This is a genomic window from Collinsella ihumii (genome assembly GCF_900046475.1).
Taxonomy (GTDB): domain Bacteria; phylum Actinomycetota; class Coriobacteriia; order Coriobacteriales; family Coriobacteriaceae; genus Collinsella; species Collinsella ihumii.
The window spans coordinates 138,629-162,416 of sequence record NZ_FCOU01000007.1 but is presented as its reverse complement, the minus strand read 5'-3'; the positions used below and the strand labels follow the sequence as shown (position 1 = coordinate 162,416).

Below are 23,788 nucleotides of genomic sequence, written 5' to 3'. Positions count from 1 at the left end.
TGATAGGGTGTTTTACGACAATTCCGGCCACGTGTGAAACTCACTTCAGCTCGCTGTAGCGCGCCCTCGGCAAACGGCGCAGACCGCCGAACCCACCGAGCGCCCCTCGATAAACTCACCACGGATGTGGGTTCATGCGAGCACGATGCAAAGCCGCCGCCGATCCGGACGCATGCGCGCGCGATACCGGGTATAACCATGGGCAACGGAAAAGCCTGGTCCGACGAGGCGCTCCGCCGGAACCTCCCCGTGAGGGCAGCATCCTTCGCGATCAGGTTGCATAATAGCCATGTACGTTCAACCTTGAGGAGACCATCCCTATGACCGATATGACCTCATCTGCCACCCCGGCGCGCGAGCGCGCGCACCAGCTGCTGGCCCCCGGCACCCAGCTGCACGGCTTCACCGTCGTGCGCGACGAGACGATCGACGAGCTCGATGCCGACGCCTACGTCATGCGCCACACGTCGTCGGGCGCCCGGCTGCTCTATCTTGCATGCGAGGACGAGAACAAGTCCTTTGCCATCGGCTTCAAGACCCCTCCCGCCGACGACACCGGCGTGTTCCACATCCTCGAGCATTCCGTGCTGAACGGGTCGGCCAAGTTCCCGGTCAAAGAGCCGTTCGTCGACCTCATCAAGACGTCGATGCAGACGTTTCTGAACGCCATGACCTACCCTGACAAGACGATCTACCCGGTGGCGTCGACCAACGAGCAGGACCTGCTGAACCTCATGGACGTCTACATGGACGCCGTGCTGAACCCGGCCATCTACTCCAAGCGCGCCATCTTCGAGCAGGAGGGCTGGCACCTGGAGCTGGACGAGGCGGACGCTGCGGAGCAGGCCTCGGACACCGCCGATGACACCCCCGGCCTGCGCTACAACGGCGTCGTGTTCAACGAGATGAAGGGCGCGCTGTCCGACCCCACCGACGTGCTCGACAACGAGATCATGCGCCAGCTGTATCCCGACACCGCCTACCGGTTCGAGTCAGGCGGCAACCCGCGCGCCATCCCCACGCTCACCTACGAGAACTTCCTCAACACGCACGCGCGCCACTACAACCTTGCCAACAGCTACATCGTGCTCTACGGCGACATGGACGCCGACCGCGTGCTCGCGTTTCTGGACGACCGCTATCTGTCCGACAACGCGCTTGCCGCCGCACGCGCATTCAAGCGCGAGGCCGGCACGCTGGTCGAGAACCCCGGAGATCCCAACCCACTCGAGCTACAGGCGCCCGTCGTGTGCGAGTACGACTCCATCACGATGAACACCACGCCCGAGAACGCGCAGGTCGGCATGGCCTACGTGCTGGGCCATGCGCTCGACCGCAAGCGCGTGATCGCGGCCGACGTGCTCTTCGACGCGCTGCTCGGCTCCAACGAGGCCCCGGTCAAGAAGGCCATCCTCGCAGCGGGCCTCGGCGGCAACGTCATGAGCTACACCGACGCCGCGTGTCTGCAGCCCTACGAGCTCATCGTGCTGCAGGGAGCAAAGCCGGGCGTGGCGCGCGAGTTCCGCCATGTAATCGAGGACGAGTGCCGCAAGCTCGTCGAAGGTGGCATCCCCCGCGACCGCCTCGAGGCCGTGCTCTCCAGCGAGGAGTACGCGCTGCGCCAGCGCGACTACGGCGTGGCCGACGGCGTGGCCATCACCTGCGATTTGCTGTCGACCTGGCTGTACGATGACGATGCCGCCACGTCGGCGCTCACCTACGGCCCCATCTACGCCGAGCTGCGCCGCGAGCTCGACGGCCCCTACTTTGAGAACCTGCTGCGCGAGCTCGTGCTCGAATCCCAGCACAGCGCGCTCGTCGACCTGATTCCGCACGATGCTGACGACCAGGCCGAAGATCCCGAGGCAACCGAGCTCGCAGCGCTTTGCGCGAGCATGAGCGACGCGGACCTCAAGTCCGTGGCCGACAACGTCGCCGCCCTCCGCGCGGTCCAGGAGGCCGATGACACGCCCGAGGCCCGCGCGACCCTGCCGCGCCTGCACGTCTCCGACATCGGCCCGGCGCGTCCCGAGCCCGCGCTCACGCTCGACACCACCTCGCCCCTTCCCTGTCTCAAGCACGACATCCCGACGCATCGCCTCGCCTACTTCATGGCGTACTTCGACCTCACGCACGTCAGTTACGCGGAGCTGCCCTACGTGTCGATTCTCGCCCGTCTGATGAAGCAGCTCGGCACCACCTGCCGCAGCGCTTCCGAGCTGGACAGCTATATCGGCTCCAACCTGGGCTTCCTCGCATTTGCGCCCGAGGTCATGGCGCAGCCCAACTGGAAGCTCGCCCGCCCCGTGATGACGGTCGCCGCCGGTGCCCTTACCGAGAAGATCGAGCAGCTCGCATCGATTCCTGCCGAGGTGTGGGGCAAAACGGTGTTCGACGACACCGCCCGCATCCGCGAGGTCTTGACGCAGATGCGCATCGGCATGGAGCAGAGCTTTATTACCGCAGGCCACCAGGCCGCGCTCGCCCGCGCCTGGTCCTACGTGTCGCCCGCAGGCATGGTAGCCGAGAACATCTCCGGGGTGGACTTCTATCAGTTCCTGCGCGACCTGCTCGACCACTTCGACGAGCGCGCCGACGATCTCGTCGAGAAGCTGCGCGACCTTCAGGCGCGCATCTTCACGTCGACGGACACGGTCGTGAGCTTCACGGGAACCGATGAGGACTACGAGCGCTTCTGGAACGCCGCCGGCTCGCTGGGCCTGGAGCCCCGCCTTGCCGCCGCCAAGGAGCTCTACGTGCCCATGCCGCAGCCCAAGCGCGAGGCGTTCATCATCCCGAGCGACATCTGCTACGTGGCGAAAGCCGCCGACCCGCGCGCGATGGGGCTCGCCATGGACGGCAGCTGGAGCGTCGCGGCGACCGTGCTGTCCTACGATTACCTGTGGAACGAGATCCGCGTGAAGGGCGGCGCCTACGGCTGCGGCTTCCGCGCGGTCGCAGACCGCCAGCTGTGCTTCTATACCTATCGCGACCCGGCGATCGATCCCTCGATCGAGCGCATCGCGGGCGCCGGCACCTGGCTTTCGACCTTTGAGCCCGACCCGCTGAGCTTCGAGGGCTTCATTGTGTCCAGCGTGGCCAGCCACGACGCGCCGCTCAAGCCCTACGCGCTCACGCGTCGCCAGAACATCGAGTTCTTCACCAAGCGCCCGGTCAACTGGCGAGATGAGCTGCGTGACGGCATGCTCGCAACCACGCCCGACAAGCTGCGTGCGCTTGGCGAGACCATCTCGCGCGTCGCTGAGGAGGCGCCGCTGTGTGTGTTCGGCGGGCGCGAGGTCATCGAGCGCAGCCATGCCGGCCTGAATGCCGTGGACCTGCTTGGCTGATCGAGCACCACAGAACCCCGCTAACAAATGGGGACGGGTTCGTTTTTGCTCGACACGGTGTCGAGCAAAAACGAACCCGTCCCCAATCAACCCATTGCGAGAGGAGAATGAATGGAGCACGAGCGCGTGACGCATACCATCGAACCGGTCTACGACGATCGCTCGCGCGTGCTCGTCTTGGGTACGATGCCATCGCCCACCTCTCGCAACGTCGGCTTTTTCTACGGGCACCCGCAGAACCGATTCTGGCGAGTCATGGAGCGGCTGTTCGCTCTGCCAGACCATGCGCTCGTGGACAACGACGCCCGCATATCGTTTTTGCTCGAACACCGCATCGCCCTGTGGGATGTGCTCGCCTCTTGCTCGATTGAAGGGGCTTCGGATTCAAGCATCGCCGATCCCGTACCCAACGACCTGACGCACATCCTTGACGCCGCCCCCATCTCGCACGTGTTCACCACGGGCGGCGCCGCGGCCAAGCTGTGCCGTCGCTTTGACGGAAGCCTACTGCGCGAGCGAGGCGTGACGCATATCGCACTGCCCTCCACAAGCGGCGCCAACGCGCGCATGCGCCTGGACGATCTGGTGCTTGCCTACAGCCCTCTTGCGGAGCAGATCGATATGCACCTGGCCAAGCGCGCCGTACGCCGCGTGATACTCGCACGCCGCGATGCCATGGATGCCGAGGACCGCGCCACCCGCTCACGCGAGCTGTGCCGTGAGCTTGTTGATGCGCTCGACCGCCTGCCTGCACGTTCCGTCGTATCCGCATACGCCGCCATGCGCACCGAGGCCGACCTCGATGCATACATCCGCGCCGCTTATGAGCGCGACCTTACCGTGGCGTTTCCCTGCATGCAGCGCGCGACGAGCGGACGGCAGACCATGGTCATGCGCGCAGTCTCTCAGACGGACTACCTTGCGCACGACGTGCCGTTCATCAATCGCCCCGTTGCATCATTCGAGCCCTCATCCGTAGATGAGCAGCGTTTTCCGCTCGTCAACCCGCAGACAATACGCCTCATGGTCGTTCCCCTCGTGGCCTTCGACGACAACGGGCATCGCCTAGGGTATGGCGGCGGCAACTACGATACGTACCTGCCGCACCTGAGTTCAGATTGCACCGTCATAGGCGCCGCGTTCGAGACACAGCGCGTTGACCGCGTTCCCGTCGAGGAGCACGACCGGACACTCGCCCGCATCTGCTGCGCATAGCGAGACGGGCCTTTTTGGGACGGGGCCGACCGGCGCGGAATGAATTGATCAGTGTTTCCCTAGCGAAACGGACTGGTATTGTTTGAGAGCCTCTGTTATGCCGCCGTAGACACGGGGCTTGTGCAAACATGCGCGTCGAAGGGGTGTCCCCAGCGTGCAGAAGTGCATGCGGAAGGTACGTCCCCGATATGCACTCCCCTGGGGCCCTGCGGTCGCCGCGGCACCTTCCCGCAGAAACCGTCGCGACGGATTTTGCGGGAACGGCGGTGATGTTCTGCATAACGGCCAATACGGCATGACCATTCACCTCGGAGTTCTGCGTCTTGCTCGAATTGACATGCATATTTCGTCCGAGCTTCCCGCAAAAACCGTCGCGACGTCAGGCATGGGTTGAAACGAACCCGTCCCCAACCAACCTATCGGCACGCCGTGTCCACGGCGGTCTTACCCTGGCAGTCTACTGCCCGCCTGCCTTGCGGATGTCGTAGGGCGTCGTCTGGTACACGTAGTAGTTCAGCCAGTTGGTGTAGAGCAGCTGCGCCTGCGCGCGCCATACGTTGAGCGGCTCTTTCGTCGGGTCGTCATCGGGAAAGTAGTTGACCGGTATCTGCGGGTCGATGCCGCGCTTGATGTCGCGCTCGTACTCGAGCTTGAGCGTGTCGGAATCGTACTCGGGATGGCCGAACACGAAGAAGCGCCTGCTGTCCGTCGACTTCGCGATATACAGCCCCACCTCGTCGGACACGGCGATGACCTCCAGCTCCGAGACGGCCTCGACATCCTCGCGACGCACGCCCGTGTTGCGCGAATGCACCGCCCAGAAGCGGTCGTCCAGGCCGCGCACGAGCGGACTCGACGGTTTGATCAGTCGATGCTGAAACACGCCGGACGCCTTCGCCGGCAGGTCGTACTTGTCGATGCCGTAGTGGTAATACAGCGCCGCCTGCGCTCCCCAGCAGATATGCAGCGTGGAATGCACGTGCGTGGTCGACCATTCCATGATGTCGCACAGCTCGTCCCAGTAGTCGACCTCCTCGAACGGCATCTGCTCCACCGGCGCGCCGGTGATGATCAGGCCGTCGTAATGGCGGTCGCGCACCTCGTCGAAGGTCCGATAGAACGTCTCCAGGTGGCTCGCCGCCACGTGCGTCGCCTCATGGCTCTTGGTGCGCATGAGCTCGACCTCGATCTGCAGCGGCGTGTTGGACAGCTTGCGCATGATCTGGGTCTCGGTGGCGATCTTGGTGGGCATGAGGTTGAGGATCAGCACATGCAGCGGACGGATATCCTGATGGATCGCGCGATACTCCGTCATGACGAAGATGTTTTCGCCCTCGAGGGTCTCGGTGGCGGGCAGGGCGTCGGGAATGCGAATAGGCATGGAGCGTCTCCTCTGTGCAGGATTCGGCTGCGCGGTGAAAACCGGCAACAAGAAATCGTGCGTTCATTGTAACGCGCTACAATGGGCTCCCAGCCAGTCAGCGAGAAAGGTGCCCGTATGCTTACCACGAGATCTGTCGGCATTATCGGTATGGGACACGTGGGAGCGCACGTCGCCAGCGCGCTGCTTTCGCAGGGACTGGCCGACGAGCTGCGTCTGTGCGACATCGACGAGAAGAAGCTCGCGGCAGAAGTCCAGGATCTCCACGATGCCCTGCTGTTCCACCCGTACAACACCAAAATCGTGAACTGCGGCGATGCGTACGAGGAGCTCAGCGGGTGCGACATCATCGTCAACGCCGCGGGCAACGTCGCGGCGTCGTCGACCGACCGCGACGGCGAGCTGTTCTGCACGACCGACATCTGCCGTATCTTTGCCGAGCGCGTCGCGGGCAGCGGCTTTGCCGGCATATGGGTGAACATCTCCAACCCATGCGACGTCATCGCGACCGAGATCTGGCATCTTACCGGATGCGACCCGAACAGGATCATCGGCACGGGCACGGCGCTCGATTCCGCCCGCCTTCGCGCTCAGATCTCGCTTGCATGCGGTGATGTGGACCCCAAGTCGATCGACGCCCACATGATCGGCGAGCACGGGTTCTCGCAGATCGCCGCATGGAGCCCCGCCACGATCGGCGGCGTCTCGCTGTCCCGCCTGGCCCTCGATCACCCCGAGCGCTTCGCGTTCGACCATGACGAGGTAGAGGAGCTCGCACGACGCGGAGGATACGTCGCCATGGCGGGCAAGCGCTGCACCGAGTACGCCATCGCGGCGGCCGCCGCCCGCATCGTCGCCGCCATCCTGCACGACGAGCACGCCGTCATGGCGGCCTCCACGCTCATGCGCGGACAGTACGGCGAAGAGGGCATCTTCGCCTCGCTGCCGTGCGTGATCGGGAAGAACGGCGTCGAGCAGGTATTCGAGCTCGACCTGTCTGAGGACGAGCTCGCCGGCTTCCACGGCAGCTGCGCGCATATCCGCGAGAACATCGCACGCCTCACCTGGTGGTAGGCGTGACAATTCCCCTGCCTTTCTGTCACGCCGTCCCCAAATAACCCATCCCTACTTGATGTCGATGGTCTCCAGGGCCTCTTCGATGAGCTCCATGCTGTTCGAAGTCCGCGGGCCGTTACCGCGCCATGCGATGACCGCACCTCCGTCGCTGGTCACGCCGAGCTTCTGCACACCGGCGGCATCTGTGATCACACCGGAGATATCCTCATCGCCCCACATGACATCGATAATGAGGATGTCCTCGCCCTCCAAGCTGACGGTATGACGCGCATGCAGGTCCCCGCCGCCGCTCGCGACCCGAATGTCCCACGCGACGGGAAGCTCGATATCGAAGAAGTCGCCCTCGTAGGTCCGTACGTTCGTGCCGGATTTGGACGTCGACGTGGTGTTCGCAGAGGACGCATCGGACTCGTCCTCGTCCTCCTCATCCTCGTCGAAATAGCGCCCGTGCGCGCGATCCGCCAGGTCATCGGCCTCATCGTAGCCCGCATCGAGCGCGATCTCGCGCGCACGCTCGACTCCATCGGGCGTCAGGTTGTCGGGATAGGAAAGCTCGATCACGAGGTCGTCGGACATATCGATGCCCTCGCCCTCGGCAAGATCCTCGTCGACCGCGATGGCGAAGTCCGCGCTCGGGTAATCGTACATGCGCCCGTATTCGCCGAACGGCGACGCCTCCACGCTGAGCGCGTACGAGCCGGGAACCAGCTCGATGCCCTCGCCGTCGCTGTCGACGAACTGCCGCTCCTCGTAATCCTCGCCCGCCGCAGTCGTCCCGCTGATGAGGACCGGCATCGGGGTTCCGCCTTCCTCCGTATCCCACCCGCTTGCATCCACGCCGATGGTCACGTCATGGGATGCAGCGAGCATCTCCCGTCGTTCCCCCTGTTCGCGCGCTAATTCCTCGGCTGCCATTCGCTCGGCCTCGGCGCGCTGGAAGATCATCGTACCGCCCACCGCAACGACGATGACGACGGCAGCGACGGCGATACCGAGCAGCATGCGGCGAGAACCTAGGGCGCCAAGGACCTTTGCCGCCCGGGAATCCGAAGACTCCACGGGGGCCTCCGCAGACTCGGTATTCATCTGCTTTGCGGCAGGGTGTTCATCATCTGAGACCGAGGTGGGCTCGACGCTCGTGCCGCAGTAGACGCAGAATTGCGAATCGTCCGGCAGTTTCTTCCCGCAGTGTCTGCAAAACATGGCGACCCCCGATCAAGACAGTTCGTGAGGTCAATTATTACATGCGCCGGCACGTTTTGACGGGTCATTTGGACGGATGGGTTGGAACGAACCCGTCCCCAACCAACCCATCCGCCGGCTAGCGCTGCTCGTCTTCGAAGGAGGCGACTGCGGCCAGGAAGGCGTCGCCGAAGTCGTCGGCCTTCTTCTCGCCGATACCCGGCACTTCCAGCAGCTCCTCGCGCGTTTCCGGACGCAGGCGGCAGATGCCCCGCAGCGCCTTGTCGGACATGATCATGTACGGCGCCCATGACCGCTCGACGGCAAAATCCCGCCTCAGCTCGCGAAGGCGCTCGAACAGCTCGCCGTCATCGCCCACGTGCGCACGGCGCGGACGCGGCGCGGACGGCTCTGCCGCATCCTCCCGAATGAGATCGACTGCGCGCCGCACGCGCTCGTTGCTGCGACGCTTGGCCGCGCGGCGCTTCATGGTGAAGACGAACGGCTGCTCAGGGCTATCGGCCATGACCTCCACGGCGTGCGGGCCCAAGGCGACCACCGGGTACTGTCCTTGCGACTGCACCAGATAGCCCCGCCCCACAAGCTGCCCGATCACATCCTTGATGCGACCGGTCGACTCCGATGCGAGCGAGCCGTAGCCGGGTGCCTCGTCGAGATGGCAGCTGCGGATGCGCTCCGTGTTGGCGCCGTGAAGCGCGTCCGCCACCAGCGCGCGGCCGAAGCGCCCGTTGCAGTCCCTCACGAACAGCACGATGTTGCGCGCGACCTCGGTCACGTCCTCGGTTTCGTAGGGCGTCGTGCAGTTCGAGCAGTTGCCGCACCCTTCTGCCGCCCCGTCCGCGTCCGCGGGCCGCTCCACGCCCAACGCGCCCTCATCGCCGAAGTAGCGCAGGATGTATCCGCGCAGGCAGCCGGTCGTCTGGCAGTAGCCCTCCATAGCGCTCAGCAGCCGATACCGATTCTGCCGCGCCATGTCGCGCGCCTCGCCGTCCAGCCGCTCGTCCTCGGGCTCGCGGTCAATCAGGTAGCGGCGCAGGCGAAAATCGTTGCCGTTCCAAAGCAGATAGCAGCTCGCGGGGTCGCCGTCTCGCCCCGCACGGCCCGCCTCCTGGTAGTACGCCTCGATACTCTCGGGCACATTGTTGTGGATGACATAGCGCACGTTGGGCTTGTCGATGCCCATGCCGAACGCGTTGGTGGCCACGATGACCGGCGCCGTGTCGTTGATGAACGCCACCTGGTTTTCCGTGCGGTCGCCGTTGGACATGCCGGCATGGTAGCGCGCCACGTGGATGCCGCGCGGCTCGAGCGCGTGGGCGAGCTTGAGGTAGAGCTCGTCGACCGCCTTGCGCGTGGAGCAGTATACGATGCCGCTCTCGTCGGCATGGTTGAGCGCGAAATCGCGGATCCAGGCGGTTTTCGCCTTGTCGCCCATCTCCTCGACGCCGAAGAAGAGGTTGGCGCGGTCGAAACCCGTCACCACGGTTTCCGGACGCTGCAGGCCGAGCATGCGCACGATGTCGGCGCGCACGCGCTCGGTCGCCGTCGCGGTGAACGCCGCCACGACGGGACGGACGGGAAGCGCTTGGATGAACGCGGCGATATCGAGGTAGGAGGGGCGAAAGTCCTGACCCCACTGCGAGACGCAGTGGGCCTCGTCGACGGCGACCAGCGGCACGCCGATGCCGCCAGGTGCCGCCGCCGCTTGCGCGAACGCCAGAAAGCGCGGCTCGAGCAGGCGCTCGGGCGCCACGTACATGATCTGGTACCAGCCCTCGGCCGCGCGCTTGAGCACCGTGTTCTGCTGGCCGAGCGTGAGCGACGAGTTGAGGTAGCTCGGGCGCGCGCCGGCTGCCTTGAGGGCGCGGACCTGGTCGCCCATGAGCGAGACGAGCGGACTCACGACGAACGTGATGCCGGGCCTGACGAGCGCCGGCACCTGGTAGCAGATGGATTTGCCGGCGCCCGTGGGCATGACGCCCAGCGCATCGCGACCGGCCAGGATCGCATCGACCAGACGCTGCTGACCGGGGCGGAACGAATCGTATCCAAAGTAGCGCCGCAATGCATCCTGTGCATTCCGTGCATTTTGATTAGCGTCCGGCATAGCGTCCTCCTCCTCATCTCAATAGCGGGGATTATACCCGCTGTCGCGCCGGCGCTAGTCGTCGTCGCCGGAGGCCCCGAGCTGGGTCAGGATCGCGAGCGCCGCCGCGACGACACCGGAGCCGTTCTCGCCCGTATCGACACCGCGGCCCAGGCCGGTTCCGGCTCCCGCGCCCGCGCGCGCCGGAACGGTGAACTTGCGCGTCTTGGGATAGGTGATGGCGCCGAGCTTGTTCTTGAGCTCGAACGCGACCGTTTTGGGCACATCGACACCCTGATACACCAGGCGCCCCTGCGTGAGCGACACGCTCTCCAGCCCCAGGCGCTCCGCGCGGATGCGGATGCGCGCGCGATCGAACAGGTTCATCGCCGCAAGCGGCAGCTCGCCGTAGCGCTCCTCGCAATCCTGCTGGACCTCGTCCACCTCGCCGAGCAGGGTGGCAGCCGCGAGCTTGCGGTAGATGAGCACGCGCTGGTCGACCGCCGGCAGGTACTCCTCCGACAGGTAGAAGTCGGCGGGCAGGTTGATGGCCACGCCAGCCTGCTCCAGGTCCTCGCCGTCCTCGCCGCGCGCCTCGGCGACGGCCTGCCCGAGCATTTGCGTGAACAGGTCGAAGCCGACGCTCGACAGGTTTCCATGCTGCTCGGCGCCCACCAGAGAGCCCGCGCCGCGAATCTCAAGGTCGCGCATGGCGATGCGCATGCCGCTGCCAAGGTCCTGGAACTCGGACAGGGCGGTCAGGCGCTCGGTCGCCTCCTCGGTCAGCGGCATCTCGCCGGGGAACATGAAGTACGCGTACGCCTGCGTAGCGGAGCGGCCCACGCGGCCCTTGAGCTGATAGAGCTGCGCCAGGCCCAGGCGCTGCGAGTCCTCGATGATCAGCGTGTTCGTGCGCGGATTGTCGATACCGCTCTCGATGATGGTCGTGGCGACCAGCACATCGACCTCGCCGGTCGCGAAGCGCACCATCACGTCCTCGACCTCGCGCGGGCTCATCTTGCCGTGCGCCACGGCGACGCGCACCTCGGGCACGACCTCATGCACGCGGTCGACCGCGTCGTCGATGGTCTTCACACGGTTGGACACGTAGTAGACCTGGCCACCTCGATCGAGCTCGAGGCGAATGGCCGCGCTCACCACGTCGGGATCGTATTCGCCCACGTGCACGACGACCGGGCGACGGCCCGTCGGCGGCGTCGTGATGAGGCTCATGTCGCGCACGCCGGAGATGGCCATCTGCATGGTGCGCGGGATCGGAGTGGCCGACAGCGTCAGCACGTCGATCTGCTCGCGCAGGTTCTTGAGCTGCTCTTTGTGCTGGACGCCGAACCGCTGCTCCTCGTCGATGATGACCAGGCCCAGGTCGTGCGGGTTCACATCGGCCGACAGCAGACGGTGCGTTCCCACCAGCACGTCGACCTTGCCTTCCGCGAACGCGGCGAGCGCGCGCTTCTGCTGGGCGGGCGTGCGGAAGCGCGACAGCACCTCCACCTCCACGCCGAAGGGCGCAAAGCGGTTGAAGAACGTCTCGAAGTGCTGCTGCGCCAGGATCGTCGTGGGACACAGCACCATGACCTGGCGCCCGCCGTCCACGCATTTGAACGCGGCGCGCAGGGCGACCTCCGTCTTGCCGAAACCGACGTCGCCGCACAGCAGGCGATCCATGGGCTTGGCGCTCTCCATGTCGGCCTTGATGTCGGCGATGGCCTCGAGCTGGTCGCGCGTGGGCTCGTACGGGAAGCTCTCCTCCATCTCGTTCTGCTCGGGCGTGTCGGGCCCGAAGGCGAACCCCGTGATGGAGCTGCGGCGCGTGTACAGGTCGACGAGGTCGAACGCGAGCTTCTTGGCGCTTTTGCGCGCCTTGTTGGTGGCGCGCGTCCAGTCGGCCGTGTTGAGGCGCGTCAGGCGCGGATTGGCCCCGTCCGGGCCGACGTAGCGCGTGATGCGATCGACCTGCTCGAGTGGCACGTACAGCTTGTCACCGCCCGCATACTCCAGCAGGAAGTAGTCGCGCTCGCGGCCGGCGACCTCCTGGCGCACGATCTCGGAGAACAGGGCGATACCGTGCGTGGCGTGCACGACGTAATCGCCCGGCTTGAAGGGGAACGTGACCTCGGTCACGTCCACCCGACGGCGCGCCCGGCGGCCGCGCTTGGCGTCCATGCGCGCGTTCAGGTCGTTGAGCGAGAACACGGCCAGATGCGCATCGGGCACGACCACGCCGGAGGGAATCGGCGCATCCACGAAGGTCACGCGGCCGCGCGTGATGGTCGGCACCGTGATGGCGGGCGCGCCCGAGAGGTCGGCCGCGTTCAGCTTGTCCGCATCGCGCTTGAGAAGCGTCACGTTCACGTGCACATCGCCGGCAACGGAACCGCTGTTCTCGGGCGCGACCTGCAGCGACTCCTCAAAGGGGATCGACTCGTCGGTAAACGACAGCTCCATCGATTCGCGTGCACCGCGGTCGGGGATGGCGAACGTCACGGCAAAGCGGTTGTTGACCACCTCCTGGATGCGCGAGATGAACCGGTTGTCCGAACCCGCGAGCGCCGGCTGCTCGATCTTGAGCTCAGCGGTCACCGCGCCGCCCGCCCGGATAATCGACACGTACTGCAGGCGCTGCTGACGGCCGAAGTCGAGCTGCTGGGGGCGCACGTACAGGCCGTCGAGATGCGAGACCTTCGCCTCGCCCGCACGCCGCTCGAGGTCCTCATAGGCGCGCGTGCAGTCGTCGAACAGGCTGCGCGGCTCCGAGAGCACCACGAGCGTGTCGTCGCTCACGTGCGCGAGCGGGCTTACGGTCGATTCGTACATGAGCGGCATGAAACGGTCGAGCCCCGGGGTCACGATGCGCGCCTTCACCATCTCGAGCATGGCGGCGAGCTCCGTATCGTTTTTGGCGGGCGCGTACAGCGCGGCGGAGATGCGGCGCACCGCGTCGTCGGTCAGCGCGAGCTCGCGGACCGGGAAGATCTCGACGGACTGTTCGTCGCCGATGGTCTGACCCGTCGAGCTCACCATGCGGCGGATGCGATCGATCTCGTCGCCGAAAAACTCGATGCGCACCGGGGAGGTCGCCTGCGCGGGGAAGACGTCGACGGTGTCGCCGTGCACGCGGAACAGGCCCGGCGCATCTGCCGCATCCGAGCTGGTGTACCCCATGCCCACCAGGCGCGCCGGCACCTCGTCGTAGGGAATCTCCTCCCCCACCGTGAAGGTGGTCGACGCCCAGTACCGGCTCTCGCGCGGCGGCACGCAGCGCAGCAGCGCACGGGCGGAGGCGACCATGACGACCGGCTCCCCTTGCGCCACGCGGCCGAGCGCCGCGCAGCGGGCCGCCACGACCGCGTCGTCGGGCTGCGTGTCTTTCCACGGGTAGTCGGTCCGCTCGGGAAAGCGCACCACGTGCTCCAGCCCCAGGTACGCGGCCAGCGACCGGGCCGCGCGGTCGGCCGCGTCCTCGCCCGACACGATATAGACCGTCGAGCGCGGATTGCGCGCGAACTGCGCCGCGAGCATGAGCGTGCGGCCGGATTGCGACACGGCGAGCGTGGCGTCTTGGCCCTCCGCGAGCGCCGCCTCGACGGTCTGCAGCGCCTCGGCCGTGTAGAGCTGGGCGGCTATGCGATGGATGAGCATGTGTCGTCTCCCTATGGCAACCGGGTCGCTCCCGGACTGCCCCCTCATGCCAAAAGCCCGTCCGAGCGGGTCGAACGGGTGATGCGAAAACAGGTTGTCATGTGTATCGTATCGCAATTGGGCGAACGGCCGAGAAGTTCACAGGGAACACCTGAGGCGCCTCATGGGAACGTTGGTCGACTCGGTTCGCGCAGCGACGGCATGTTGCGCCTTACGATCAGGGCGAGCAGGGGGTCAATGACACAGAATGGGCAATTTGGCACGCTAGAGGCCTCTATTAGCTCTCTTTAGCGTGCCAAATTGCCCATTCTGTGTCATTGACCCCCTGCTCGCCCCTCTTCTCGAAAGGCGACATGTTCACCCAACGGCATCACCCGAGGGAGCGCCGACCGATCTTCATCGGTCGTTACCCGGTCCGGAAAGAAAACGATATCACCCGGCCGGGATGCACGGGATAAGGCCTTATCCCGTGCATCCCGGCCGGGTGATACCGTTGTGGTTACAGGTTGCGGCGAGCAAAAGGAGCCTCTCGACGCCCTCCTATATCAGCCCGAGGTCCCTGCAGGCCCGCGCGATGCCGTCCTCGTCGACGTGCGGTGTAACGTGGCTCGCCGCCGCCTTCACCTCGTCCGACGCGTTACCCATGGCCACGCTCGTGCCCACGCATCGAAACATCGAGATATCGTTGCCGCCGTCGCCAAACGCGACGCACTCCTCGGGCTCGATGCCGAGATGCGAATCGCCGAATGTACCCGCCCCCGACAGCGCGGCGGCCAGGCGCCTTTAGGCGCGACCGGTCGCCTTGAGGTGGTACTGGCGCTCGTAGCGACGGGCAAAGGCCAGCAGCAACAGCACCGCCACGATGGAGAACGGCACGCCCGCCAGGCCGATCCAGTTGTAGGTCGCACCCGTGTTCAACACCATCTGGCCCACCTGGGCGCCGATGGCATTGCCGCCGTTGAAGGCGATCTGCACGCAGGCGCCGCCCAAAAGCTCACCGCCGCCCTGACCGACCTCGACCATCAGGATCTGCTGCGGGCTGGAAACGAAGAACAGCCCAATGGAGACCACGAACATCAGCAGCGCGCACAGCGCCGAGCCGCGGCCGAACAGGAAGATGAGCAGCAGGGCCACGCCGGCAAGCGACTGGCCGGCGGCCGCGGCGATGCCCGGGCTCCGACGATCGGCGGCACGCCCGCCCAGCGTCGAGCCGACCACCATGCCGGCACCAGCCAGCACCAGCAGCATCGGCACCATGCTCTCCGCAAATCCGCCCATATGCTGCAGCCAGGGAGAGACGTAGCTCCACCAGCAGAAGATGCCCGTGTTGCCCAGCAGGACCGCGGCGAGGATGAACCACGGGCCGGGGGCCTTCAGAAACGCAAACTGCCCGGCTAAGCCCGCATCGGGGATGGCGTCGAGCACCGGCACGAAGCGGTGGATGAGCACCGCCGCCAGCACGGCCCACGCCGCCGCGAACACAAAGGGCGCGTGCCAGGAGAACATGCTCGCCATCAGCGTGCCGGCGGGCACGCCGATCATGTTGGCGACCGTCTGGCCAAGGACCATGGTCGCCACCGCCTGGCCCTCACGGCCGGGGTCGGCGAGCATCTTGGACGCAAGCGTCGCGGTGCCGAAGAACGCGCCGTGCGGCAGGCCCGCGATGAAACGGCCTGCGAGCAGCATCATCGGATCCCCCGAGATCGCGGAAAGGGCGTTGCCCGCAGCGCAGATCGCCATGAACAGGATGATGAGCCGACGGGGCGGCACGCGGCGCCCGACCACGAGCATCGTCGCGCCAACGCAGACGCCCACCGCGTACGCCGTGATGAAGTTGCCCGCCCAGGCGACGGTCACATCCACACCCTCCGCCACGACCGGCAGGATGCCCATCATGACGAACTCGGCGAATCCGAGCACGAACGCGCCCATGGCGAGGGCGATGAGGCTCTTTTTCATAGTCGATCCGACCCTTTCTCACAGCAAGAGCCGGACTGCACAAGAGCGGTCCGGCTCGTCATGGCATTTTTGCACCAGCGGATAGTAGCACCCACGCGGACGCACGGAAAGCGACAACCCCGATCCTCTTCCATCTCCTTACAAACCATGTGCGAACATCATGCGACCGTATGGAGACGAAAAGCCGACGCACTTCCGCGCATCCCAGCACCGGCGCCCGCCGCAAACCGACGCGGCGCCCGCGGCGGTCTACACCAGGCCGACCCTCCAGCTGGCGAACGCGCACAGCGCGCCGAACACGCAAATCACCAGCGCACCGGACAGGTCGGCAAGCATGCCGCCCAATCGACGCTCCTGCTTCCACGCCGTCAGCTCGCCGTCGATGCTCTTCCAGATGCGCCACAGAAGCAGCGCGCACCCGATCACACCCACGGCATTCTGGAGCATGAGCTCGCCGCAGATAAGGCCGATGAGGTTCGCCGCGGCGTAACCGCCGTCTCCCGCCTGGTAGTGCTGCTTCACGAACTTGAGCAGCCAGGCGACGAGCGGCTGGCACATGGCCGAGATGAACGACACCGTCAGCGTCGGGTTCTGCTCCATGGCGTCCTGCAGCGCCGAGATGGACCCGCCTCCGACCATCCACACGTACCCTATCATCGCGAGCGGGACCACGACCATGATGACCTGCACCGTCGTGAAGATCTTGGCGGTGCGCGCCTCGTACTTGGACTGGGGACGGGCCGCCTGCCCGGGCTTTTCGACGGCATCGGTGGGCCTGATCGAGCGCTCGTCGTCGAGCTTCGTTCCGCGCGCCGCCGCCTGAGCACGAGTCGTCTTTGCCATGGTATCCCCTTTCGCGGGCGATCCTTCGTCGTCTTGGGAAGATTCCCGTTCATTCTGCCAGATGCGCACCGAACATAACGCCCATCTGGCAGGGTGAGCAGGACTCGCCCCTCGTTCAGCACGCGCCCGCAGCAGGCAAGCGCCGCGGGCGCGTAAAGAGGGTCGGAAAGGCGCCGGGGAATGCCGGTCAGGCCGCCCCTCAAACGCCTTTCCGCAGATGCACCTAGTGCAGCTCGGGCCAGTATCCCTTGTTGGCCTCGATCAGGTCGTCGAGGATGAGCTTGGCGACCTTGGCGGACGGCACGGTCGCAGACAGCGACAGCGCCTGCCACAGCTTCTGGTAGCTGTGCTCGACCCAGGCCTGGACGACGAGCTTCTCAACGGAGACCTGCTGCTCGAGCATGCCCTTCTGCCACTGGGGCACCTGGCCCTGGCAGATCTTCTCGTAGCCGTTCTTGCCCACGATGCAGGGGACCTCGACCATGGCGGTCGGGTCGAAATTGGACACCGCGCCGTCGTTGGGAACGATCAGCAGGAAGCGCTCCATGGTGTTCTCGGCCAGTGCGCAGGCAAGGTCCACGATGTAGGTGGCGTGCGCGTCGGCCTCGAAGCCGCAGCCCTCGGCGGTGCCCTTCTCGATCACCTCGCGGCAGGCGCCGAACACGCGCTTCTCGCGGCCGTCCATGACCTCGTTGGCGCGCGTGTAGTTGGGATCGGAGGTCTCCACCACGTAATCCGGGAAGATGTAGTACTTGAGGTACGTGTTCGGGATGGTCTCGGGATCGAGCGCGTACACGTCCTTGGCCTTGCCGAAGGTGTGGACCCAGGACTCGTCGATGTGCTGCTCCTGGCCCGGCTCATGGCTGATGCCGTCGAGGTAGCCGTTCTTGGCCATGTGCTTCTTGATCTCCGGCATGAGGTCGTTGCCGTCCTTGTCGTAGATCCTGGTGAACCAACCGTAGTGGTTCAGGCCGTAGTAGCTGTACTGCAGCTCGCGACGGTCCTTGATGCCGCACATGACGGCCATCTTGTCCATCAGGTCGATCGGCATGTCGCAGATGTTGATGATCTTGCTGTTGGGACGAAGCACACGGCAGGCCTCGGCGACGATGGCCGCCGGGTTGGAGTAGTTGAGCATCCACGCGTCGGGGCTCCACTTCTCCATGTAGTCGAGGATCTCGATGACGCCGCCGATGGAGCGCATGCCGTAGGCGATGCCGCCAGGTCCGCAGGTCTCCTGGCCGAGGACGCCGTACTTCAGCGGGATCTTCTCGTCCTTCTCGCGCATGGCGTACTTGCCGACGCGGATGTGGGCGAGCACGAAGTCGATGCCGGTGAAGGCGGTCTCGGGATCGGTCGTGTAGTTGAACTCGATCTCGGGGGCGTTCTCGCGGAAGTAGATCTCGCAGGCCTTGGCCACGATCTCCTGGCGCTCGGCGTCGTTGTCGTAGAAGGTGATCTTGTTCACCGGGAAGCGGTCGTGCTCCTCGAGAAGCATGAGGGCGATGCCCGGCGTGAAGGTGGAGCCGCCGCCGGCGATAGTCACCGCATAGGACTTCTTGGACATGGCTGATCGTTCCTTTCCCGGTCGCAATGGGTTTGGTGAGCCTCGCGTTGCGACCACGACGCGGGGCCTTTGTTCACCTCGGGACCTCCTGGGGTGCGGGGCGACTAGCGGTGCAGTAAGTCAAGCCGCCCCGTTCGAAGGGGTTTCGCGCATCGATGCGCGGGGTAGGCGGGCTCGATCCGCTACATCAGCTTCTCGAACTCATCGCGGACCTTGGCGACCTTGAGTCCGATGATGATCTGGACCGACTTGCCCTTCTTCATGCATCCGCTCGTGCCGACGGCCTTGAAGTCCTTATCGTCGGCGACGAGGGTCTCGTCCTTGACGTTCAGGCGCAGGCGGGTGACGCAGTTGGTCACGTCGACGATGTTGTCGGGACCACCCACGAGCTCCATGCACGCCGCGGCGGTGACAGCGTAGGGGTTCTCCTCGGCGCCGGCCTCGATGGCCGCAGCGCCGCCGCCCTGCTTGGCCGCACGGTACTCGGCCTTGCTGCGGAACTTGATCTCCTCCTCGTCGTCCTCGCGACCGGGGGTCTTGAAGTCGAACTTGAGGATGAGGAAGCGGAAGACGACGAACCAGATGCCGGTGAAGACAAGACCCACGACCAGACCGGTGAGGTAGGTCATCCAGTGGTTGGCCCACAGCGGGATGAGGTTCAGCGAGCTGATCTCGATGAGGCCGCCGGCGAAGACGCCCACGACACCGACCGCGTTCATGGCCGTGGCGAGGCACGCGGCAAGCGCGCAGTGGACGATGAACAGCGCAGGGGCGATGAACAGGAACGTGAACTCGATGGGCTCCGTCACGCCGCAGAAGATGGCGGTGAGGGTGATGGGGATCAAAAGACCCAGAAGCTCCTGGCGCTTCTCGGGCTTGGCGGTGGCGTAGAAGGCCAGCGCGATGCCGGGGCAGCCGAACATCTTGGACCAGGTGGAGCAGGTGAAGGCCGCGTAGGGCGCAAGCTCGGTAAGCGGGGCGGAAGAGGCCGCGATCTCGGGGAGCTGCTTGGCGAAGGCAGCGTAGATGCCGCCGTTCACCACGGCGTTGTCATAGTAGAACGGGCTGTACAGCAGGTGATGCAGGCCGAAGGGGATGAGCGCGCGCTCCAGGAAGGCGAAGATCCACACGCCGGGCAGGCCGACTGCGGCCACGAAGCCCTGGAAGGCGCGGATGCCGTCCTGCACGTGCGGCCACACCAGGCAGGCGACGAGCGCGGTGGGCAGCATCACGAAGAACGCGATCATGTAGACGAACGTGGAGCCGGAGAACACGCCGAGCCACTCGGGAAGCTCGGTCTCGAAGAACTTGTTGTGCAGCGCGATGACGATGCCGGAGATAGCGAGGGCGCCGATCATGCCCATGTCGAGCGTCTTGATGCTCGCGACCATGGCGAGACCCGAGGAGCCGCCGACCTCAGCGGAGAAATCGACGCCGAAGGTCGGGCCCCACTGGGACAGCATCGTGGACACGAAATAGTTGAAGGTGAGGTAGGCGACGAGCACTTCCATGCAGCAGCGCGCGTTCTGCTTGTTGGCCAGGCCGATGGGCAGCGAGACCGCGAACAGCAGCGGCAGCTGGTTGAAGACCGTCCAACCGCCCTGCAGGATCACGTTCCACACGCCGTACCACAACGTATCGGGAGCCGCCAGCGAACCGAAGATGACCTCGGTGGTGAACAGCGTGCCGAGACCGATCACCACACCGGCGAACGCAAAGAGAAGCACCGGGGTGAACATGGCACCGCCGAACTTCTGGATCTTTTGCATCATGGGAGGCTTCCTCCTTTCTTGCTTACGTCGTCCGGACAGGCGATACCCGGACGTCAATTCTTTCGTATAACCTGCATTTCCCCTGCTCAGAAGCTTGCCGGCGTTTGCTACCCAACATGTTCGTACAAGTTATGGCTTAATTATGCGATTCTTGTTCGTACAAGTCTATCCATACCGCAGGCGGCGCGGCGAACGGTCGGAATTCACCGGTAAACGTTATTGTTGTTCGTACAAGTTAGCGAGAGCCGAAACGGGCGCAACGACCTGGTCGTGCAAGATGCCGTGGTCATGCGGATTACATCGGTCTATACTCTGTATAGCAAGTTGTTCGAATAGGTGATGCAATGCCCAAAGCAGTGTTCCAGGATATCTACCGCGCCCTCAAGCAGAACATCGAGGACGGGATCTTCGCATACCAATCGTTTCTTCCCTCCGAGGCGGAACTCACCGCGCGATTCGACTGCTCGCGCAGCTCCGTCCGCCGCGCGCTGCGCATGCTCGCGGAAGACGGCTACGTCCAGTCGCAGCAGGGCAAGGGCGTGCGCGTCATACGCAACCCCGCGCTTCTTGACATCAGCGGCTATAACGGGCTGGAGACGTTCAACGAGCTCGCCGCGCGGCTCGACTTCACGCCGCACACCGACGCCGTGCTGCTCGAGGAGATCGTTGCCGATGACGGGCTCGCGGAAACGACGGGGTTCGCCACGGGAAGCCGCCTCACCCACATCATGCGCGCGCGCCGCGCCGATGGCATACGCATCTCGACCGACGAGAGCTTCTATCTTGCCGACGAGGTGCCCGGATTGACGCTCGAGATCATCGCGAACTCGGTCTACGCCTACCTCGAGGGCGAGCTCGGCATGAAGATCGGCACGAGCAAGCGCACCATCACCGTGGAAGCGGCGACCGAGACCGACCGGCGCTACATCGACCTCGGCGAATTCAACGCGGTGGGCGTCATGCGCTCGCACACCTTCGATGCCGACGGCGTCATGATCGAGTACACCGAATCCCGCCAGCGCCCGGGATTCTTCGCCTACCACGAGACCGCCGTCCGCTCCCAGCGCTAGCGTGCAAATTCGGGGACGCAAATCCGGGGACGTACCTTCGGCGTGCACTTTTGCAAATCGGGGACGTACCTTCGGCGTGCATTCTGGGGCTCACATGCAAATCGGGAACGTACCTGTTGCGTAATTTTTTATGCATATCGCATATCGGGAGCGCACCCGCTGCACCAAAATGATGCACGCAGCAGGTACGTCCCCGATTTGCAAAAGTGCACGCTGAAGGTACGTCCCCGGATTTGCATTCCGGCGCGGCTACTCCGCGGTCACGCGCACGCTGGGGCAGATGTCTGCGAGCGGGCACTCTCCGCACAGAGGCTTGCGCGCATCGCAGATCTCGCGGCCGAGCATGATCCACTGATGGTTGACATCGTTCCAGTACTCGCGCGGCAAGATCTTGAGCAAGTCCTGCTCCGTTTTAAGCGGCTCTTTCTCATGGGTCTTCGGAGACAGCTTGAGCCGATGCGCGATGCGGTTCACATGCGTGTCGACCGCGATGCCCTCGACGATGCCGTACCCGACGTTCAGCACGATGTTCGCCGTCTTGCGCCCCACGCCCGGAAGCTTGACCAGCTCCTTCATATCGGCCGGGACCTGGCCGCCGTAGTCGGCCACGATCATCTGCGCGCATTCGACGCAGTGCTTCGCCTTGGTCTTGTAGAAGCCGAGCGACTTGATCACCTCGGAGATCTCGGCAGGCGTTGCCCCCGCCATGGCCTCCGGCGTCGGCCAGCGGCGGAAGAGCTCCGGCGTCACCTTGTTCACCTGGGCGTCCGTGGTCTGCGCGGACAGCAGGACCGAGATGACCAGCCTGAACGGGTTCTCGTGGTCCAAAAAGCACTCGACCGGACCGTAGCGTTCGTTCAGGCGCCGGCACACCTCGATAGCGCGCTCGCGCTTCGCCGCATTCGTCTCGCGTGGCATCAGGCATCGTCCCTTTCCGTCGTATCGGTTTCCCGCTCTCCGTGCGCGGCCGAGGCGGACCCCTCGTCTTCCGGCGTCTCGAAGATGACCTCGTCCGCTTCCTGCGAGCGGTCGCCTTCGTCAAACCCCAGCACGCGCAGCGCCTCGGCCTCGCTCTCGAGCGCGGTGACGCCCCTGAGCTTGCGCTCTATGGCGCGCGTGCGCGTGGTCATGAGGGTCTCGACGGTCGAGCCGGCGCGATTGATCTGCTCGTAGGCCTTCTGCAGGGCGGCCTGGTATCGCGGAAGCTCCGCCTTGACCGCGGAGAGCACGCGCTGGATCTCGTCCGCCTGCCGCTGAAACGCAAAGCTCTGATAGCTCATCTGCAGGCTGTTGAGGATGGCCGCCATGGTCGAGGGGCCCGCGACGCTCACCTGGTAATCGCGCTGGATCGTCTCGACCAGCCCGGGCATGTCGACCACCTCGGCGTACAGGCCCTCGAACGGCAGGAACATGATGGCGAAGTTCGTGGTCTCCGGCACAGACAGGTACTTGGTCGAGATGTCGCGCGCCTCGGTGCGGATGCGCAGCTCCAGCTGCTTGCGCGCCGACGCGATGCCCTCGGTATCGCCTGCATCGATCGCATCGCGCAGGTGCTCGTACGCATCGCCGGGGAATTTCGCATCGATGGGCAGCAGCACCGGCTCGGACCCCTCGACCGGGATGCGCACGGCGAACTCCACGCGCTCGGCGCTGCCGGGCTTGGTCGCGACGTTTTGCACATACTGCTCGGGCGCCAGGATATCGGCCAGGATCGCCCCCAGCTGCACCTCGCCCAAGATGCCGCGCGTCTTCACGTTGCCGAGCACGCGCTTGAGGTCGCCCACGCCCTGCGCGATGCCCTGCATGTCGCCCAGGCCCTTGTAGACCGCCTCGAGCTGGTCGCTCACCTGCTTGAAGGACCGCGTCAGACGGTTTTCGAGCGTGGCTTGCAGTTTTTCATCCACCGTCTCGCGCATGCGCTCGAGCTGGCGCTCGTTGTCGACGCGGATGGCGCGCAGCTGGCGATCGACCGACACGCGCATCTCGCCCAGGCGGGTGTCGACGGTCTCGCGGCTCTGGCCCAGCTGCGCCTGGACCTCGCGACGCAGGTCATCGACCTTGGCGTCCATGCGGCTGAACTCGCGCGCCGTGGTGTCGAAGCGCTGCTGGTCGACCGCCGCAACCGATGCGGCATGCTGGCTCAGCCCCGAGGCCACGGCGTGCGTCTGCGCCACCACGGGACCCATCGACTCGACCGCCATCGCGCAGCGCTCCGCCGACTCCGCCGCCCGCTGCGCGAGATCGAGGGCTTGCGCCTGGGTTCGCCTCATCTGCATGACGCCGACCGCCGCCACGGCAGACAGCACGACAGCTGCGGCGGCGGCAAGCACCGCAATCATCAAGAGCTCAGTTTCCATGAACCGCCCGTCTCGTATCCGTTCATCCATCTGCCGTCATTATATCGAGGTGCGCGCGGCGGCACATGCATCGGCGCCCCGCTACCCGAATAGCGCGATTCCGAGGAACCATCCTCGGACGCGCTCCCAAAGATTCGCAAGGAGGCCGGCCACATCGTCAGGCGAAGCGCCGTTGATGATGCAGGTCAGAATGTATGAAACCAGAAATGCTGCCACGAGCATCAGCGGAACCAGGATGAACATCCCCA

The 23,788-nt window shown here is 65.1% G+C and carries 15 protein-coding genes and 1 pseudogene; 4 read left to right on the top strand and 12 right to left on the bottom strand.

What is annotated here, in order from left to right; all coding sequences use genetic code 11:
- Positions 1 to 320 precede the first annotated feature (320 nt).
- The gene (locus tag BN3789_RS06045; protein WP_324608428.1) at positions 321 to 3,350 is read left to right on the top strand and encodes an insulinase family protein; all 3,030 of its coding nucleotides are present in this window, start codon (positions 321 to 323) and stop codon (positions 3,348 to 3,350) included.
- 111 nt (positions 3,351 to 3,461) lie between these two features.
- Complete coding sequence (locus BN3789_RS12350; protein WP_079989129.1) at positions 3,462 to 4,565, top strand: 5-formyltetrahydrofolate cyclo-ligase; 1,104 nt, start codon at positions 3,462 to 3,464, stop codon at positions 4,563 to 4,565.
- A 457-nt stretch (positions 4,566 to 5,022) separates the two neighbouring features.
- Here BN3789_RS12350 and metA read toward each other — a convergent pair whose 3' ends face one another.
- Complete coding sequence (gene metA / locus BN3789_RS06035) at positions 5,023 to 5,946, bottom strand: homoserine O-acetyltransferase MetA (RefSeq protein ID WP_066831738.1); 924 nt, start codon at positions 5,944 to 5,946, stop codon at positions 5,023 to 5,025.
- Between the two features lie 117 nt (positions 5,947 to 6,063).
- On the opposite strand from metA, the gene BN3789_RS06030 reads away from it, so the two are divergent.
- Positions 6,064 to 7,020 (top strand): lactate/malate family dehydrogenase, encoded by a 957-nt coding sequence (locus BN3789_RS06030; protein WP_066831736.1) that lies wholly within the window; start codon positions 6,064 to 6,066, stop codon positions 7,018 to 7,020.
- 51 nt (positions 7,021 to 7,071) lie between these two features.
- Here the strand turns inward: BN3789_RS06030 and BN3789_RS06025 are convergent, their stop codons facing one another.
- The 9 genes and pseudogenes from BN3789_RS06025 to BN3789_RS05995 form a co-directional block, all read right to left on the bottom strand.
- Positions 7,072 to 8,082 (bottom strand): hypothetical protein, encoded by a 1,011-nt coding sequence (locus BN3789_RS06025; protein WP_229254231.1) that lies wholly within the window; start codon positions 8,080 to 8,082, stop codon positions 7,072 to 7,074.
- An 81-nt stretch (positions 8,083 to 8,163) separates the two neighbouring features.
- Positions 8,164 to 8,226 (bottom strand): annotated as a pseudogene (locus BN3789_RS13485) (zinc-ribbon domain-containing protein); the annotation flags it as partial.
- A 118-nt stretch (positions 8,227 to 8,344) separates the two neighbouring features.
- On the bottom strand, positions 8,345 to 10,333 hold the full coding sequence (locus BN3789_RS06020; protein ID WP_066831728.1) for a RecQ family ATP-dependent DNA helicase: 1,989 nt from the start codon (positions 10,331 to 10,333) through the stop codon (positions 8,345 to 8,347).
- A 54-nt stretch (positions 10,334 to 10,387) separates the two neighbouring features.
- Complete coding sequence (mfd, locus tag BN3789_RS06015; protein ID WP_066831725.1) at positions 10,388 to 13,972, bottom strand: transcription-repair coupling factor; 3,585 nt, start codon at positions 13,970 to 13,972, stop codon at positions 10,388 to 10,390.
- A 540-nt stretch (positions 13,973 to 14,512) separates the two neighbouring features.
- Positions 14,513 to 14,698 (bottom strand): HAD family hydrolase, encoded by a 186-nt coding sequence (locus tag BN3789_RS12345; RefSeq protein ID WP_324608429.1) that lies wholly within the window; start codon positions 14,696 to 14,698, stop codon positions 14,513 to 14,515.
- A gap of 57 nt (positions 14,699 to 14,755) precedes the next feature.
- A complete protein-coding gene (locus BN3789_RS06010) occupies positions 14,756 to 15,931 on the bottom strand; it encodes an MFS transporter (RefSeq protein WP_066831722.1) in 1,176 nt (391 codons plus the stop codon).
- Between the two features lie 249 nt (positions 15,932 to 16,180).
- Entirely contained in the window at positions 16,181 to 16,774 is a 594-nt protein-coding gene (locus BN3789_RS06005) for a hypothetical protein (protein WP_066831720.1), read from the bottom strand.
- 223 nt (positions 16,775 to 16,997) lie between these two features.
- A complete protein-coding gene (locus tag BN3789_RS06000) occupies positions 16,998 to 18,341 on the bottom strand; it encodes a 6-phospho-alpha-glucosidase (RefSeq protein ID WP_066831710.1) in 1,344 nt (447 codons plus the stop codon).
- Positions 18,342 to 18,523: 182 nt separating this feature from the next.
- Positions 18,524 to 20,113 carry an alpha-glucoside-specific PTS transporter subunit IIBC gene (locus tag BN3789_RS05995; RefSeq protein WP_066831707.1) on the bottom strand — a complete coding sequence of 530 codons (1,590 nt, stop codon included), beginning with the start codon at positions 20,111 to 20,113 and terminating at the stop codon, positions 18,524 to 18,526.
- Between the two features lie 344 nt (positions 20,114 to 20,457).
- On the opposite strand from BN3789_RS05995, the gene BN3789_RS05990 reads away from it, so the two are divergent.
- Positions 20,458 to 21,183 (top strand): UTRA domain-containing protein, encoded by a 726-nt coding sequence (locus BN3789_RS05990; protein ID WP_066831704.1) that lies wholly within the window; start codon positions 20,458 to 20,460, stop codon positions 21,181 to 21,183.
- A 249-nt stretch (positions 21,184 to 21,432) separates the two neighbouring features.
- Here the strand turns inward: BN3789_RS05990 and nth are convergent, their stop codons facing one another.
- Together nth and BN3789_RS05980 are read right to left on the bottom strand one after the other, a co-directional pair.
- A complete protein-coding gene (gene nth, locus BN3789_RS05985) occupies positions 21,433 to 22,101 on the bottom strand; it encodes an endonuclease III (protein ID WP_066831701.1) in 669 nt (222 codons plus the stop codon).
- Positions 22,101 to 23,540: a DNA recombination protein RmuC gene (locus tag BN3789_RS05980; RefSeq protein ID WP_079989126.1), complete on the bottom strand. Its 1,440-nt coding sequence runs from the start codon at positions 23,538 to 23,540 to the stop codon at positions 22,101 to 22,103. The genes nth and BN3789_RS05980 overlap by 1 nt, the downstream gene beginning before the upstream one ends.
- Positions 23,541 to 23,788: the final 248 nt, after the last annotated feature.